General features: G+C 60.4%; 16 protein-coding genes and 1 pseudogene. 13 read left to right on the top strand and 4 right to left on the bottom strand.

From position 1 onward, the window contains the following. The first annotated feature begins 59 nt into the window (after positions 1 to 59). The 8 genes from rpoH to JJB99_RS11945 all read left to right on the top strand — a co-directional run bounded on the left by rpoH (position 60) and on the right by JJB99_RS11945 (position 8,072). Positions 60 to 983 (top strand): RNA polymerase sigma factor RpoH, encoded by a 924-nt coding sequence (rpoH, locus tag JJB99_RS11980; RefSeq protein ID WP_200498957.1) that lies wholly within the window; start codon positions 60 to 62, stop codon positions 981 to 983. A gap of 110 nt (positions 984 to 1,093) precedes the next feature. Then, positions 1,094 to 1,495, top strand: coding sequence for a cupin domain-containing protein (locus JJB99_RS11975; RefSeq protein WP_200498956.1), 402 nt, complete (start codon positions 1,094 to 1,096; stop codon positions 1,493 to 1,495). Positions 1,496 to 1,551: 56 nt separating this feature from the next. After that, positions 1,552 to 2,781, top strand: coding sequence for a 5-aminolevulinate synthase (gene hemA / locus JJB99_RS11970; protein WP_200498955.1), 1,230 nt, complete (start codon positions 1,552 to 1,554; stop codon positions 2,779 to 2,781). Positions 2,782 to 3,063: 282 nt separating this feature from the next. Further along, on the top strand, positions 3,064 to 4,491 hold the full coding sequence (locus JJB99_RS11965; RefSeq protein WP_433995783.1) for a catalase: 1,428 nt from the start codon (positions 3,064 to 3,066) through the stop codon (positions 4,489 to 4,491). 108 nt (positions 4,492 to 4,599) lie between these two features. Further along, on the top strand, positions 4,600 to 5,343 hold the full coding sequence (locus tag JJB99_RS11960; RefSeq protein ID WP_200498953.1) for an MIP/aquaporin family protein: 744 nt from the start codon (positions 4,600 to 4,602) through the stop codon (positions 5,341 to 5,343). Between the two features lie 88 nt (positions 5,344 to 5,431). After that, a complete protein-coding gene (gene mbfA / locus JJB99_RS11955) occupies positions 5,432 to 6,388 on the top strand; it encodes an iron exporter MbfA (RefSeq protein WP_200500120.1) in 957 nt (318 codons plus the stop codon). 281 nt (positions 6,389 to 6,669) lie between these two features. Further along, complete coding sequence (locus JJB99_RS36760) at positions 6,670 to 7,005, top strand: BA14K family protein (protein ID WP_200498952.1); 336 nt, start codon at positions 6,670 to 6,672, stop codon at positions 7,003 to 7,005. A 185-nt stretch (positions 7,006 to 7,190) separates the two neighbouring features. Beyond that, a complete protein-coding gene (locus tag JJB99_RS11945) occupies positions 7,191 to 8,072 on the top strand; it encodes a DUF4396 domain-containing protein (RefSeq protein WP_200498951.1) in 882 nt (293 codons plus the stop codon). Between the two features lie 151 nt (positions 8,073 to 8,223). Here JJB99_RS11945 and JJB99_RS11940 read toward each other — a convergent pair whose 3' ends face one another. The 3 genes from JJB99_RS11940 to JJB99_RS11930 all read right to left on the bottom strand — a co-directional run bounded on the left by JJB99_RS11940 (position 8,224) and on the right by JJB99_RS11930 (position 9,946). Beyond that, positions 8,224 to 8,691, bottom strand: a complete 468-nt coding sequence (locus tag JJB99_RS11940; RefSeq protein WP_200498950.1) for a DUF305 domain-containing protein — start codon at positions 8,689 to 8,691, stop codon at positions 8,224 to 8,226. A gap of 291 nt (positions 8,692 to 8,982) precedes the next feature. Then, entirely contained in the window at positions 8,983 to 9,249 is a 267-nt protein-coding gene (locus tag JJB99_RS11935; RefSeq protein WP_200498949.1) for a hypothetical protein, read from the bottom strand. A gap of 289 nt (positions 9,250 to 9,538) precedes the next feature. Continuing rightward, entirely contained in the window at positions 9,539 to 9,946 is a 408-nt protein-coding gene (locus tag JJB99_RS11930; protein ID WP_200498948.1) for a YodC family protein, read from the bottom strand. Positions 9,947 to 10,334: 388 nt separating this feature from the next. On the opposite strand from JJB99_RS11930, the gene JJB99_RS11925 reads away from it, so the two are divergent. After that, positions 10,335 to 10,748: a hypothetical protein gene (locus tag JJB99_RS11925; protein ID WP_246775206.1), complete on the top strand. Its 414-nt coding sequence runs from the start codon at positions 10,335 to 10,337 to the stop codon at positions 10,746 to 10,748. A 241-nt stretch (positions 10,749 to 10,989) separates the two neighbouring features. On the opposite strand, the gene JJB99_RS11920 is transcribed toward JJB99_RS11925, so the two are convergent. Beyond that, complete coding sequence (locus JJB99_RS11920; RefSeq protein ID WP_200498947.1) at positions 10,990 to 11,211, bottom strand: hypothetical protein; 222 nt, start codon at positions 11,209 to 11,211, stop codon at positions 10,990 to 10,992. Between the two features lie 609 nt (positions 11,212 to 11,820). On the opposite strand from JJB99_RS11920, the gene JJB99_RS11915 reads away from it, so the two are divergent. The 4 genes and pseudogenes from JJB99_RS11915 (at position 11,821) to JJB99_RS11900 (ending at position 16,377) form a co-directional block, all read left to right on the top strand. After that, positions 11,821 to 12,564, top strand: coding sequence for a (Fe-S)-binding protein (locus JJB99_RS11915; protein WP_200498946.1), 744 nt, complete (start codon positions 11,821 to 11,823; stop codon positions 12,562 to 12,564). Between the two features lie 32 nt (positions 12,565 to 12,596). Further along, positions 12,597 to 14,100, top strand: a pseudogene (locus tag JJB99_RS36665) (lactate utilization protein B). Next, positions 14,097 to 14,732 carry a LutC/YkgG family protein gene (locus tag JJB99_RS11905; RefSeq protein WP_200498945.1) on the top strand — a complete coding sequence of 212 codons (636 nt, stop codon included), beginning with the start codon at positions 14,097 to 14,099 and terminating at the stop codon, positions 14,730 to 14,732. The pseudogene JJB99_RS36665 and the gene JJB99_RS11905 overlap by 4 nt, the downstream one beginning before the upstream one ends. Beyond that, positions 14,725 to 16,377, top strand: a complete 1,653-nt coding sequence (locus tag JJB99_RS11900; RefSeq protein WP_200498944.1) for an NAD-dependent malic enzyme — start codon at positions 14,725 to 14,727, stop codon at positions 16,375 to 16,377. Before JJB99_RS11905 ends, JJB99_RS11900 begins: the two co-directional genes overlap by 8 nt. The last annotated feature ends 8 nt before the right edge of the window (positions 16,378 to 16,385 follow it).

The raw sequence follows: 16,385 nt of genomic DNA, 5'->3' as shown, positions 1-16,385 counted from the left end.
TTCGTCGATCCGGATCGTTCGTTTCAGGCGTCGGTATCTTGACGGAAAGGGCAGCTGAGATGAGCGCAGAGGAGAACAAGGATCGTTGCGGACTAGCCACTCGAAGCCTGGATGCACCTTCGGCCGGCAACCCCGGATCAAGCTACTTCGCTGACATTCGACGCTTCTCATTACTCGAGAGAGACCGGGAATATCAGCTAGCCAAGCGCTGGCGAGACCATGGCGAGCGTGATGCGGCCGACCAAATCGTCACCAGCCATCTGCGGCTGGTCGCCAAAATGGCGATGAACTACCGCGGCTATGGTCTGCCCGTCTCGGACCTGATATCGGAAGGCAATGTCGGCCTGATGCAAGCCGTCCAACGCTTCGAGCCCGACATGGGATTTCGCTTTTCCACCTATGCGATGTGGTGGATAAAGGCCGCGATACAGGACTACATCCTACGATCCTGGTCGCTGGTGAAAATAGGCACCACTGCGAACCAGAAAAAGCTCTTTTTCAAGCTGCGATCGGCCAAGGCGAAGATTGCCGCTTTCGATAACGCTAGTTTACGTCCTGAACAGGTAAGCGAAATTGCAACGACCTTGGGGGTGACGGACCAGGACGTGGTAGATATGAATGGACGCCTCGCCGGCGACACATCGCTAAACTCACCGGTACGCGAAGGAGAACAGCCCAGCGAATGGCAAGACTATCTCGTTGATGAGAGCCCATCTCCGGAAACCATCGTCCTTAATCACGACGAAATGGATCACCGACAAGAAGCGCTCGCCTGCGCGATGGGCGTACTCGATAATCGAGAGCGGCGAATCTTTGAGGCGCGGCATCTTATCGATAATCCACCGACGCTGGAAGATCTTGCGCTCGAATTCAACGTTTCGCGTGAGCGCATTCGCCAGATCGAGGTACGCGCCTACGAGAAGGTACGGATTGCAGCGAGGCGATCCTTGGAACGACCCCTGCAAGGCGCAATGCATGCGTAGCGACGATCGTAATTCGCGCAAATTTCAGCCAAACGCCGCAATTTCGGCTGAGTGCTCCTAACCGAGAGCTCGCATATTGAGCGCTCCTAGCGCGAACCCCAAAGGGCACCATGAGTAAGCCTGCGATCCATATCGTAAACCCGGCTCAGTTCGATTCCGGAACAGCCCAGACGCCAGGCTCTCAGCGTCGTGCGGCTATCGCTCCAGAACTCGGGATCCCTTCGGCAATCTGGGGCGGTCTGTTCGAGGTGGCCCCTGGACTGCGTACAGGAATTCACCATCACGGACAGCAGGAAACGATCGCCTACGTCCTTTCCGGTATCTGTGAAGTGCGCTGGGGTGAAAGAGGCGAATTCTCCGCACTTGCGAAGGTCGGCGATTTCATTCACGTCCCGGCTTTCCTACCGCATATCGAAACCAACCCTTCGAAGCTGGAGCCGTTTCGGTGGGTCGTCGTTCGTAGTACAGCGACGCCTATCGTGATTAACCTGCCGGACGACACCTGGACCTAGGTCCAAAGCCGGGCCGCTTGTCGGCCGGACTGGGCGCATTCGGGCCGGGAGCTTCCATGAACTACGACACATTCTTAGCCAACGCCATAAGCCGGCTGAAGCACGAGCAGCGCTATCGCGTCTTCGCAGATCTTGAACGTATCGCTGGCCGCTTCCCGCACGCCATCTGGCATTCTCCCGGCGGCCCGCGCGAAGTGGTGATCTGGTGCTCGAACGACTATCTCGGAATGGGCCAGCACACGAAGGTGATCGGCGCCATGACAGCGGCCGCGACGCGCCTCGGCGTCGGCGCCGGCGGGACACGAAACATCGCCGGTACCAATCATCCCCTGATCGAGTTGGAGCATGAACTGGCCGATTTGCACCGCAAGGAGGCGGCTCTCGTTTTTACGTCGGGTTACGTGTCAAACCAGACCGGAATCGCGACCATCGGAAAGCTCATTCCGGACTGCCTGATCCTCTCCGATGAGCTCAACCACAATTCGATGATCGAAGGCGCGCGTCAGTCCGGTTGCGACAAGCAGATCTGGCGGCATAACGACGTCGACCATCTCGAACGGTTGTTGCAAGCCGCCGGACAGGATCGGCCGAAGCTGATTGCCTTCGAGACCGTCTATTCCATGGATGGCGACGTGGCGCCGGTGCACCGCATCTGTGACCTCGCCGAACACTACGGCGCGATGACCTATGCGGACGAGGTGCACGCCGTGGGCATGTACGGCGCGCGTGGTGCCGGCGTTGCGGAACGCGATGGGGTAATGGACCGGATCGACGTTCTGGAAGGCACGCTCGCCAAGGCGTTCGGCTGCATGGGCGGATACATTGCGGGAAACAGCATCTTGATCGACGCGGTGCGCTCGTATGCGCCAGGCTTTATCTTTACCACTGCTTTGCCACCGCCGATTTGCGCCGCTGCCACCGCCGCGATCCGACACCTGAAGGCTTCGAATTGGGAACGCGAGCGACATCAGGAACGAGCAGCACGCGTCAAAGCCGTGCTCACGGCCGCCGCGTTGCCAGTTATGCCGAGCGAGACCCATATCGTGCCGGTGCTGGTCGGAGATCCCGAGAGGTGCAAGATGGCCTGCGATCTGTTGCTCACTGACCACGGCATTTACATCCAGCCGATCAACTATCCCACCGTGCCGCGCGGAACTGAACGGCTGCGGATCACACCGACCCCCTACCACGACGACATGCTCGTAGATGCTCTCGCTCGCGCACTGGTGGATGTATGGGCAAGACTAGAGCTTGCGCCCAAGAGCTGGTCGGCAGCAGCCGAATAAGCGGTTCGTCTTTGCGTCCAACAACCAGTGGCCGCTGGGTTAGCGCCCGCCCCTCGCAGATAGAAGCAACTCCAACACAGCCACGGCAATAGAGCCACAGCCCTCCCAAACATAAAGGCTACATTCTGCTCCAGCCGGTCTTTTGCGGATGCAGTTGCCGCAACAAACGAGGTTGCCAACAGAAACGGGCAGCCGCACAGCGGCGACGTTGCCGGCATACTAACGCCTCGCATACAGGAGCATTTCGTGGCCAAACGCCCTACCCTCACCACCACCAGCGGCATGCCGATTGCCGACAACCAGAACAGCATCACCGCCGGCCCACGCGGCCCGGTTCTGATGCAGGACTTCCATCTCCTGGAGAGGATGGCGCATCAGAATCGCGAACGTATCCCCGAGCGCACCGTGCATGCCAAGGGATCGGCCGCCTACGGTACGTTGACCATCACCCATGACATCACGAGGTACACGAAGGCCAAAGCGCTACAGAAGGGCAAGAAGACCGAGGCTTTCCTGCGGTTCTCGACAGTGGCGGGCGAGCGTGGCGCGGCTGACGCTGAGCGCGACGTGCGGGGCTTTGCCCTCCGCTTCTATACTGAGGAAGGCAACTGGGACATCGTGGGCAACAATACGCCGGTGTTCTTCCTTCGCGATCCGCTGAAATTCCCCGACTTCATTCATACCCAGAAGCGGCACCCGCGGACCAATATGCGATCGCCGACCGCGATGTGGGATTACTGGTCGCTCTCACCTGAAAGCTTGCACCAGGTGACCATCCTGATGTCCGATCGCGGCCTGCCCCAGAGCTATCGGAATGTCGATGGCTTCGGCTCGCATACCTATTCGTTCATCAATGACAGGAATGAACGCCATTGGGTCAAGTTTCACTTCAAGACCTTGCAAGGCATCAAGAACTGGACCAACGCCGAAGCGGCCCAGAAGGTCGCCTACGACCGCGAGACCCATCAGCGCGATCTGTTCGATTCGATCGAGAAGCGCGACTTCCCGAAATGGAAGTTTTCCGTGCAGATCATGCCGGAGAGCGACATCGACAAGCACTGGTACAACCCGTTCGACTTGACCAAGGTATGGCCGCACGCGGACTATCCACTGATCGAGGTCGGTATCCTCGAGCTCAACCGCAATCCGGCGAACTATTTTGCCGAGGTCGAACAGGCGGCGCTCGCGCCGTCGAACATCGTACCCGGCATCGGCCACTCGCCGGACAAGGTGCTGCAGGCACGCATCTTTTCCTATGCGGACGCGCATCGTTACCGGGTCGGCATCAATGCACACCAACTCCCGGTAAATCGGCCGCGAGCAGAAGTGAACGATTATCACATCGACGGCACGATGCGGCTCGAGGGCAAGCCTTATCCCGACGCTTACTACGAGCCGAATTCGTTTGACGGCCCGCTAGAGGACCACAGTTTCCGCGAGCCGCCGCTCAGGATCACGGGAGACGCGACCCGCTACGATCATCGCGACGGCAACGACGACTATCGGCAGCCGGGAGAACTGTTCCGGCTGATGACGGCCGATCAGAAGCAGCAGCTGTTCAACAACATCAGGGATGCGATGGACGGCGTGCCGCCAAAAATCGTCTACCGTCAGCTCGTTCACTTCTATCGCGCCGATCCCGCATATGGTGCCGGCGTCGCCAACGCCCTCGGCGTCGATTTCAAGCCTGGGATGGTCGCCGCGGAGTAGGCCTGCGCTTTGTCGGCCGGCGGCGCTGCTGCGACCGCCGGTCGACCCATGACGTTCCGCAGCGCCAATCGATCGCGCCAAGCGGTCATTCCATCTCCGGAGACAACAATGTCCAACAGACTTGCATCCAAGCTCCTTGCGGAGCTCGTCGGCACCTTCTCGTTTGTATTCATCGGTGCAGGCGCCGCGGCGATAGTCGGCACCGGTGTCGGCCTGCCCGGCGTCGTTGCAGTTGCCTTTGCACACGGCTTGACGATCATGGCGTTCGCCTTCGCGTATGGCTCCGTGTCGGGCGGGCACATGAACCCCGCCGTCACCGTCGGCGTACTCGCCGCCGGGGCGATGCGTGCCGGCGAGGCGGCTGGCTATATCGTCAGTCAGCTCATTGGAGGTATCGCAGGCGCCCTGTTGCTGCGGACCGTTCTAGGCGGTTCGGCCACCGGCCTCGGCATGCCGACGCTCGCTCACAACCTCGCGCTCGGCGCTACGACCCTCACGATCACTCCCACAATCGGCTTCTTGATCGAGGCCGTGCTCGCCTTCTTCCTGGTTACAGTGGTACTCAGCACGGCGGTTGCGGGTCGCGCAGGCAGCCTCGCGCCGCTTGCGATCGGAATGACGCTGACCCTCAACATCCTGATGGGTGGGCCACTCACTGGCGCCCCGTTCAACCCAGCGCGGGCGCTCGGCCCGATGGTCGCCACCGGCAACTACGGCGATGTCTGGCTGTACCTGGCCGCCCCTATCGTGGGTGCCATCGTCGCTGCTATTTTTCATACCGTTCTCGTGTTGCTCGCCCATGAGGAGGCAGCCTCCGCGCCGGGCAGGGCCGGACAGGCACCCGCCGAATGACCCCGTCACTCGAGACTCATTGTTCAAGGCCGACCCACATTCCGCCAAGGCCGGTCGGTCCCAACGCGGCGCGGCTCGGCAGCTCAACATGAAATCATTCGATCAGCTCACGGAGCAGGAAATCCTCGCGCTCGCCATCAGCAGCGAGGAAGAGGATGGACGGATCTATGCCGATTTCGCAGAAAGTTTGAGGGACGAACATCCCGACACGGCGCAGGTCTTCTCTGATATGTCTGTAGAAGAGAACGAGCATCGCCGCGCATTGATCGAACTCTATTGTTCAAGATTTGGCGGTCACATTCCGCTCGTGAGACGACAGGACGTCCGCGGCTTCGTGCAACGAAAGAGGCTTTGGCGGGTCCGCTTTCGGGGCATCGAAGCCGTGAGGCAGCAAGCGAGTCAGATGGAGCAAGACGCCCGGCGCTTCTACGACCTGGCCGCTTCCCGAACGACCGACGCTTCTGTTCGCATATTGCTCGGCGACCTGGCAAAAGCCGAATTGCAACATGAACGGACGGCGGAAGCAATTACAGCCAAACGTCTGCCGCAGGAGGCCAGGGGCCTGGAGGACGAAAACGCCCGGCGCAGTTTCATCCTCCAGATCATTCAGCCAGGGCTCGTCGGACTGATGGATGGATCGGTTTCGACGTTAGCTCCGGTGTTTGCAGCGGCGTTTGCCACGCACAACTCGTGGAATGCCTTTCAAGTCGGCATGGCAGCGTCGCTCGGCGCTGGAATTTCTATGGGATTTGCGGAAGCTCTCGCCGATGACGGAAAGCTGTCCGGTCGCGGTACGCCATATTTGCGAGGACTTGTTTGTGGTCTCATGACAGTCGCGGGTGGCATAGGGCATACGCTTCCATACTTGATACCGGATTTTTTCACAGCGACCGCGACAGCCGCAGCGGTTGTTATGGCCGAGCTGCTCGCGATTGCCTTCATTCAATGGAAATACATGGACACGGCGCCGATCTCCGCCGCCGCCAAGGTCATGCTCGGAGGCGGACTTGTTCTCGCGACCGGCGTTCTCATTGGAAACGGCTGATCCAACGCAGCCCTTCCCGACCCCGTCAACTTGGGCAGGCCTCTTTGCGTCGACCTGCGATCTGTTTGGCACCCTTCAGAAGCGTCCGCCTATTCTCTCATTCCAGCACGTCGTCTGCGATGACGCGGTGTTCGCGCAGGAGTGATGTCCGTGCGCTTGGCTTCGCCGGATGCACTTGCCACATCGTCGTTGCTTAGAAACGTCCGCAGAAAACGGACCAACCAGAGCAGCGGCCATCGCTGCGCGAATTGTCCGCACAGAAAGCAACACGGAGAACCATTATGATTGGATTGAAAGCTTTGGTCGCGGCAACTCTATTGTCGACGATCACCATCACATCTGCAAGCGCTCAGGTCCCCGTTTGGGCCAGCCAGAATCCAGACACGTTTCAGGCCGAGTACCCGAACCGTGACGTTCTGAATGGAGGCACGCCAACGCCTGCAGGCAGAGCGGGCATGGAGCTCCCTGATGGCGCTGCTCCCGGCTATCGGGCACGCGGTGCTTATGCGGCCATGGTTGGCGCGCCTTACTCTTCCTGCGCTCGGCGCTATAGCTCCTACGATCCCGCGTCTGCCACCTTCCTCGGCCGCGATGGTCGACGCCATGCCTGCGAGTGATGCGAACAGAGTGTTTGACAATGATCAGGAATGCGCCGCCGATCGGCGGCGCATTCACGGTCTGACAACGTTGCTCGTGACAAGAACGGCTTGGTCGAGGGCGTGGACTCCATCCAATCAACGCGAAGACCCATTGCGGACGAGCGCCTTTCGGACGGAGCGCTGCATGAAGGTGGAGGCTTGCCATGCTCGACGGCGCCATGATCGTCTGGTTCGCGCTGACAGCCGGCAGCGTGGCCTTCGTCGTCTGGGACTCCATTTTCAATGGCGTCACCAGCTGGGTGCAGCGCATCGCCTGGATCCTCGTCACGATCTATGCGGGGCCGGTCGGCGCGTTCTTCTACCTGCTCGCCTGCCGCAGGCCCCTGCCGGGCACCCATGATGCCTTCACCGCGGCGAGGTGGAAGCAGTCGCTCAACAGCGAGATGCACTGCCTGGCAGGGGACGCTACCGGCATTGTCATGGCAGCCTCCATCCTGCCGGTCTTCAGTCTCACCAACGGCTGGGACGCGACGATCGAATACCTGGCGGGCTTCGTCTCCGGCCTGTTCATCTTCCAGGCGCTAATGATGGTCGGTATGTACGAGGGCGACTACTGGAAGGCGGTCCGCAAGACTTTCTTCGCTGAGACCGTGTCGATGAATATGGTGATGACTGGCATGATCGCGACCATGCTGATCCTGGGCGCCCACTGGGCGGGCTCGGAGGAGCCGCAGGCCCTCTCGTTCTGGTTCCGCATGAGCATAGCGACGATCGTCGGCGGCCTCGTCGCGTATCCGATCAACCACTGGATGGTTGCGAACCGCCTGAAGCATGGCTGTATGACTCTGCCTGATGCAGATAAACCTGCACCGGATCTGGGCCACGCCACGCCCGAGCCCTCGAAGATGATGGATCACGCCCAGATGCATCACGCGGCGGGATCGGCCGGCGCGATGTATCAACACCACGATCACGCGATGAACGAGCTGCCGGCAGGCCGCGCCGCGGTTATCATCGCCGCAACCTTCGTGGTTCTACTCGCCGCGGTTTGGCTGACGAGTTTCCTAATTCCGGTGAGGTTCTAACCAACAGTTGCTCCGTTCGGCATGGATGACGAACGGACACTGTTTCCGTCGGCAGCCGATGTGGTCACGGCTCCAATCTCAGCGACGCCGGCAAAACTGTTTATATCCATCGCGGTTCAGCCGGGCAGTCCTCGATTCGGATCTTGTGGACTCAATTCTCTTCCTTGTCGGCATACTTCTTGAGCCACTCTTTCATCCAGCTTATCTGCTGTCCCTGCTCCTTGATCACTTGCTCCGCGAACCTCTTGGCTTCAGCATTATGCCCGGTCTTCAGGACGACCTCGGCCATGTCGACGGCGCCCTGATGGTGCGGGATCATGCCACAGATGAACCCGACATCAGGATCGTTCGCCATGATGCCCATCTGCGTCGGAGCTCGCATCTTCATCATCGCTTCAAGATAGCCCTTCTGAGCCTCGCCCAGCTTGGCCGTGGGTTGCCCCTTCTGCGACATACTTCGCGTCATGCTGTGCATGCTTTGGTTCGGCTCGCTCCCGTGCGCCGCCATCCGGCACTCCTTGGGCAGGCTATCCGCCGCCATGGGCATCTGCTGAGCCGCTGCGCCGCAGCCCAGGGCGGCTGCGACGGCTGCAACGAGGATCAAAACTCGGTTCGACATAGCTGTTTTCTCCGTAGAGCTTGAGGGGTAATTTAAGGCCGTGACGCGTTGGATGGCCGGGGTGACGACCGACAGAGTTGCCTAGCCGCATATACCTTTATCAATGACGAAGTCGGCGGTCGTTCGGCCTTGACAGGCCCGGCGGCGGCGGGCTGGTTTTGCCGCTGCAAAACACAACTAAGCACGGTCCACACGGCAGGCCTTATCGATATTGCGGCGTTCGGCCTCGTCTTGCGATGATTGTGACCGGGTCAGGCCGCGCTCACGAACCTCGAATTATGACCACACGCCCTAGCAACCGCGACAAATGCCATTGATCATGCGGTCGAGCGCGGCGTTCTCCTGATTTACCGGATCGTTTGGATTCATCAGGTTCTTCTCCGATGGCACCTCGTCGGCACGTGGCTGGCGATGGCCTACCGGCGCCTCCGGGATGGATCGCCGCTCCAGGTTCATTGACGACGGCACGGACGGATTTGGCAAGACGCGCGACCGCGCTATCGCCATCGGGCTACCGATGACCGCGACCAACGCTATTGTGGCAATCAACTCGCGCATGATTGGCTCTCCAAGTGACCCTCGCTCACCCCAGAATGGTGCAAGAAAACTCCATCGCAAGCTGCCAAGGCTCACGTTTCGTTCAGATCATCGCGGCGCGGGTAAGTGCCGCGCGTACCGTCGCGACGATCGCATTTGGGATTGTCACGCTGGCGGCTCCAAGTCACTGTCCGAGGGCAGCTCCCGCCGGCGCGCTCGAGCCGGTGGTCCGACCTAAACATCCGCACCTTGGGCAAGGTCTTCAGCGGCAAGCCCTCCGCCACATCTTGCCGCGGGGCCCTTCCAATCGCTAATAGGCGCAGGTGAACTGCCCCTCAATCGATACTGATCCGGATGGGCAGTGCTTCTTGTAGTAGGCATCCGTATCGCGTTCGTCCTGTTGAAGGCTCGGATCTGCGGGAGGGATGGTCACGGGCACGCTGAGCACTGCAACGGGGAAGGTTTCCGATTTGAGCTCGCCCGTTATCCAATCAGTCCATGAGCAATTGACCTGATCGCCTTCAACGCTGTTCACTGTCATCAATGGCCCTCCCGAACGCACTCGAACAAGATCGCCACTGTGCAGCGTCGCAACAGCCTGCGCTGTAGTGCTTGGCTGGGCGGAGTCGGCGAAGGCCGCAGCCGACAGCGACCCAGCAAGTGCTAATCCGAGCGTCATAGCGATTGCGATCGGGATCCGTTTTGGAGACGACAACATGTTAAACTCCATTTCGACGCTGGGTCGCGTAGGGCACCAGTACTTGGCGCCGCGTCGCAATTGCGCGCCCCGAGGACGTGTTGGCGCCGCACGAAAATGAGAAGCCCTGATCAGTTGATTGTGACGCAGCTAACCGATTTGTTTGGCGGGCGGTGCCAATTGGAGCACAATGACATTCGTGAGCTCTCGAGCCATTGAACGTCGGCCCATGACCGAGTGATCGGCTCGATGAGGCCTCTCTCCATTTTCGTTTAGACCGCGTGCCGAGTGTCGTGCCCCGATCCTGCTGTTCGAGCAATTTCAGGCCACAAAGAGCAATGGCAGCGCAGCGGATAACGCGGCAGCTGATAAACTCTACGTCAGCCAAAACACCGGAGTTCTTGTTTCGATGCTATCCACGTCCAAGCCCGTCCTATGGCTGGCGATCATGGCGCTATCGGCGCTGTTCTTGACCACCGGCATCCGCGCTCGCGATCTCGGACAGTGGGAGAACGCCGATCCGCAGGTCCGCGGTTGGTATCAGAGCCTGATGATGCCGGATGTCCCGACTGCATCATGCTGTGGCGAAGCAGATGCTTACTGGTGCGATGACATCCACGTCAAGGATAGCAAGACCTTCTGCACCATCACCGATGACCGCGACAACGCCAAGTTGAGGCGCACGCCGGTCCCGATCGGCACGGAGATCGAAATACCGGACCACAAGCTAACCTGGAAAGACGGGAATCCGACGGGCCATAGCGTCGTGTTTCTGAGCACCGGCGGGCTAGTCTACTGCTTCGTGCAAAACGGCGGGGTATGAATGAAGAAGGGCCTCAATTGCGTCCAGCCTAAGCGTGCAGGACGGAGTTTGGACATGCGTGCACGAAGCTACTTTCAATCCCATGGCTTGTCGCTTAGGCTTATCACTGCGTCGTTTTTGCATTTGTTTTCGGGCGCACGGATGTCAGGAGAGTTTGGCTACCGGCAGCCGCGGCATCATCGCGACAAGACGTAGCGACCATCTCGGTTGACGACGCGAGCCGTGTCCACCGAGTTCTTCTCTACGGGTCCATGCCGAGCGATTGGCCACCAAACTTGGACGGATCGTCAAACCTGGGAGTGTCGTTGAAGTAGAGCGGCGGCCGACGCGGAGCCGCAGCAAACTTGGCGGCCACGCCTGGAGGAGCATCGACGTGATGGCGCATGCGGGCGTGGTGCACCGTTGCCCCGCTGGCCGAAGCGTATAGCGCAATCAATAGACCGAAGGCGAAAACAGAACGCATTGTATCTCTCGAAGCCATCTTCCCCCCAATCATGTCATGGGAGCGCAGTACCGGCACAATATGCGGCGGCTTCACGATCAGTCACATCGGCGGGAGCTCGGTGAATGGCCCCCACCCGCGGCCGCAATCCGCATACTCACGCGCCGATTATCGCGCGGCCCGACGCAGCCGCCATCGGGGCGGAGCCGGTCGTGATCGGCGCCATCGATAACACGAGCCACGCCTTGTCGCCTTACGCACCAGAAAGGCCGAATGTCCCGAATGTGGCTGATGCGAAACCGTCCGGTTCTCAGGCTTCCGCAGGATTGAATCCGATCATCGCGTCATGCGGGGACGGAAGGGCGCCCGCAGTTCGTCACGCTCACCCCCGCCGCAAGGGTTCTTCAAAAACAGCAATCCTCACACAGTGCTGTCGGGCGAGAGTGGCTACCTTGCATTCGACCTGAGGAACAGAGAGCACCTAGAGCAACCAGGCATGGTTTTAACTGTCGCCCCCTCTATCCGTGTTTCCCGCGATCGCTTGATCTATTCGAAGGCGCCTTCGCAGCATGGGCGACCCGCTACTGCAAGAGAGTAAGTTCCGAAATGTCCGCGATCATGGAGTGACACATGCGAATTGGGCTCTTCGTCCCCTGTTATATCGACGCTTTCTTTCCGCAAGTCGGCATCGCGACACTCGAGCTGCTGGAGCGCTTCGGTCATGAGGTCGTGTACCCACGCGATCAGACCTGCTGCGGACAACCGATGGCCAACAGTGGTTTCAACCCCGACTGCGCCGCGACTGAAGCCCTGTTCGTGCGCAATTTCTCGGGCTTCGACTATGTCGTAGGTCCGTCCGGCAGCTGCGTTCACCACGTGCGCGACAATTTCGACGCGATTGAGCAGACCGCGGACGTCAAGGAGGTTCGGGCGCGAACCTACGAACTGGTCGAGTTTCTGCACGATGTCCTGAAGGTCGATGCGTTTCCGTGGGCGAGGTTTCCACACCGGATCGGCCTCCATAACAGCTGCGGCACCCTGCGTCGGCTCAAGCACGCAACACCATCGGAGCTACACGAGCCGTTCTTCTCCAAGCCGGTGGATCTGCTGTCCAAGGTCGACGGCATCGAATTCGTCAAGCCGGCGAGACCTGACGAGTGTTGCGGCTTCGGAGGCACCTTCTCGGTCTTCGAGGAAGTCGTTTCTACCAAGATGGGGTACGACAAGGTCAGCGATCATGCCCGCGCGGGTGCCGAGTACATCGTATCGGCGGACAGCTCCTGCCTGATGCATCAGCAAGGCTGCGCCGAGCGCATCGGCGTGCCGCTCAAGTTCATCCACATCGCCGAGATATTGAACGGAGCCAGTGCATGACGAGCTCTGCTGAGCCGCTGCCCGGCCGCGCCATGCTGCATCCTGAGATGGTGGCTGCCGAGGACACCCAGGCCATCTACCGCGATGGCCACCGCCTCGATCACGCCGAGGGCGCCTCCAAGCCGTTGCGTTCGCGGGCCGAACCGCAGCCGCGCGGTGCGACAATCCACGGCAATCGTCCGATCGACCAGGCGGAAGCGGCCGCACGCTTCATTGCCTCGCCAGAGCACGAAAAGATGCATGACGAGCGCCTCTGGGATCTTCGCCAGAAGCGCGATCGGGAAATGCACCATATTCCCGAATGGGAAGAGCTCCGTTCCCTTGCGTCAGCCATCAAGGAGCACACGCTCACCCATCTCGACGAGTACCTCGATCAGTTCGAGGCGCGTGCGCGGGCGAACGGCATCCATGTGCACTGGGCACGCGACGCCGCCGAGCACAACCGGATCGTCCACGGGATCCTCAAGGACCACGGCGCGAAGTCCCTGATCAAGAGCAAATCGATGCTGACTGAGGAGTGTGGCTTTCGCCCCTACATGGCCTCCGCCGGGATCGAGGTGATCGAGACCGACCTCGGCGAGCGGATTCAGCAGCTCGACAAGGAGGATCCCAGCCATGTCGTGGTTCCGGCCGTGCACAAACTGCGTACTGATGTGGCAAAGGTATTAGCCGACACGATCGGCACGGACCCCGACAACAGCGACGGCACAGCGCGAGGCGACGCGCCCGCTGATCCTCGCCGCCGATGCCGGCATGACGGGGGGCAATTTCGTAGTCGCGGAGACCGGCACATTTGTAGTCTGCACCAACGAGGGCAATGCAGACCTGTCGGCGAACGTACCTAAGCTGCACATCGCCTCGATCGGTATCGAGAAGATCATTCCCCGTTTGGAGCACCTGGCGGTGTTTGTCCGCCTGCTGTCGCGCAGCGCCTTGGGTTCGCCGATGACCCAATACACCTCGCACTTCCGCGGCCCGCGGAAAGGCGGCGAAATGCATGTCGTGCTGGTCGATAACGGCCGCTCCGAACGGCTCGGTCTGGAAGAGTTCTGGACTTCTCTCAAATGCATCCGCTGCGGAGCCTGCATGAACACCTGCCCGGTGTATCGGCGTAGTGGCGGCTTGAGCTACGGCGCAACCTACTCTGGACCGATAGGCCTCATCATCGATCCGACCTTCAACGCGCGAAAATACAGCAACTTGCCCTTCGCCTCATCGCTCAACGGCAGTTGCACCAACGTCTGCCCGGTGAAGATCAATATCCACGAGCAGATCTATGCCTGGCGAAGAGAGCTGGTGAAGCGGCACGACGTGCCCCTCGTCAAGAAAGCCGCGATGAAGGCCGCCGGCGAGTTGCTGTCCCGGCCCGCGGCTTATCGAGTCGCGATCGCATCAGCCGATGTTGCGCTCGCGCACCTGCCTCGCTTCGTCATCTACAACGGTCTCGACGCCTGGGGAAAGCATCGCGAGGTGCCGCATCCGCCGAAGCAGACTTTCCACAGCTGGCACAAGGCGAACCGCGGAGGCGAACAGTGACAAGCCGCGACGATATACTGGATTCGATCCGGGCGAACCTGCCGCGAGTCGATCGGCCGCTGCCGCATGTTCCGATGTTCGACGAAGACCCGCCGGCATCGCTGCTCTCTGCGTTCAAGGGCAGCCTGGAACGCATGGGTGGGATATTTCTCGATCCGCCGGCCTCAGGCGATGTCCTCGCGCCGGTGCGGGCGAAGGTCGCAAGCGCGAAAGTCGTGTGCTCGACGGTCTCGGAGATCGTCGGCAACCGCGATATCGCAACGGTCGGTGGGACGCAGGAACTGGCAGATGTGGATTTCGCGATCGTGCGCGCGTCCTTCGCCGTGGCCGAGACCGGCTCCGTGCTTTTGAGCGAAACGGACTTGAACATCAACGCCCTCGCTTACTTCGCACAGCACCTGATCGTGCTGCTCGATCCAGCCGACATCGTTGTCAATCTGCATCATGCCTATCGCCGGCCAGAATTCCGCGAGCGGCACTACGCCAGCTTTCACACCGGCCCCTCCGCCACCGCAGATATCGAAGGCGTGCTCATCCATGGGGCGCAGGGCGTCCGCTCACTGTCTGTTCTGCCCATCGCGCGAAATTATCAACCCCAGCCGACTTCACCCCAGGAGAAGAAGCATGACTGAACGAGTAAAGATTACCACCAAGACCAAGCCGGTGGAGGTTCCGCACGGGGCTGCGTTTCTGGGCGATCCCACGCGCAACAAGGGTACGGCCTTCACTTTGGAGGAGCGCAGGCTCCATAGGCTCGAAGGTCTTCTACCGTATTCGGTTGACACCATCGAGCATCAGGTCGAGCGCGTGCTCGGGCATCTGGAAGCCAAGCCGACCGACCTCGAGCGGTACGTCTACCTTATCGGTCTGGAAGATCGGAATGAGACGTTGTTCTACCGCACCGTGATGTCCGATCCTGCACGCTTCATACCGATCCTCTATGACCCGACCGTTGCCTACGCCTGCCTCACCTTCGGCCACATCTACCGGCGGGCCCGGGGCATGTACATCAGCCGCGACATGAAGGGCCGCATCGCCGAGGTACTGCGCAATTGGCCGCAGCGCGACGTCCGATTTATTTGCGTCTCCACCGGCGGGCGCATCCTCGGCCTCGGTGACATCGGCGCAAACGGCATGGGCATCCCGATCGGCAAGCTGCAGCTCTACACCGCTTGCGCAGCGGTGCCGCCTACCACCCTGCTTCCGGTGCTGCTTGACATCGGCACGACCAACGATGCGTTACGCGCCGATCCACTCTATCTCGGTATGCGGGAGAAGCCGCCGTCCGATCAGGAACTCAACGAACTGACAGACGAATTCGTGGACGCGGTTCAGAAAGTCTTTCCCGACTGCTGTATCCATTTCGAGGACTGGAAAGGCACCGACGCCATTCGGATGCTCAAGCGGTATCGAGACAAGGTGCTGTGCTACAATGATGACATTCAGGGCACTGCCAGCATCTCCCTTGCAGGCCTGATAACTGCATTGCAGATCGTTGACGCGCCGCTCACCGAGCAGCGTATTCTGTTCCTCGGGGCCGGGTCGGCGGCAATCGCCATCGCAGGTCTCATAGCCTCTGCGATGGAACAGAAAGGCCTGTCGCCAGACCAAGCGCGCAGCCGCATCTCGATGTTCGACATCGATGGGCTGATCGAGCCATCTCGCTCCGATCTCTCGGATGTGCAGAAGGTGTATGCGCACAAGGCTGCGCCGTCGAAGGATCTTGTCCGGACCATCGAAGCGTTCAAGCCGACCATCCTGATCGGCGTCAGCACAAAGGGCGGCGCGTTTACTCAGCAGGTCGTCGAGGCGATGAGCCGGATAAATGAGCGACCCATCATCTTCGCGCTCTCCAACCCGACTGAAAAGGCGGAATGTTCCGCCGAGCAGGCCTACACGTGGTCCAAGGGCAAGGCGCTGTACGCGGCCGGCGTCCAGTTTCCTGACGTGACGGTGAACGGCAAGACCTATCACCCAGGTCAGGCCAACAACTTCTATATCTTTCCCGCCGTCGGCCTCGCAACCTATGTGGCGCGGCCGAAGAGGCTCACCGACGCCTGCTTCATCGCGGCGGCCCAGGCGTGCGCCGACCAAGTCGGCCCCGACCTGCGCGCCAAAGGCATGCTGTATCCAAGCCAAGCCGACATCCTGGAATCCGAAGTGACGACCGCGACTCGCGTGGCAGAGTTCATGTTCGACCGTGGCCTGGCGCAGGTGGAGCGGCCGCGCGACGTCCGCGCCTGGATCGAAGGGCAACTTTACAAACCAGAATACTGACGCGGTAC

Origin of the sequence: Bradyrhizobium diazoefficiens, assembly GCF_016616235.1 — a bacterium.
In the GTDB taxonomy this organism is placed as follows: domain Bacteria; phylum Pseudomonadota; class Alphaproteobacteria; order Rhizobiales; family Xanthobacteraceae; genus Bradyrhizobium; species Bradyrhizobium diazoefficiens_H.
Note: the sequence above shows the minus strand (reverse complement) of the source record. Positions and strands in the feature narration are given on the sequence as shown.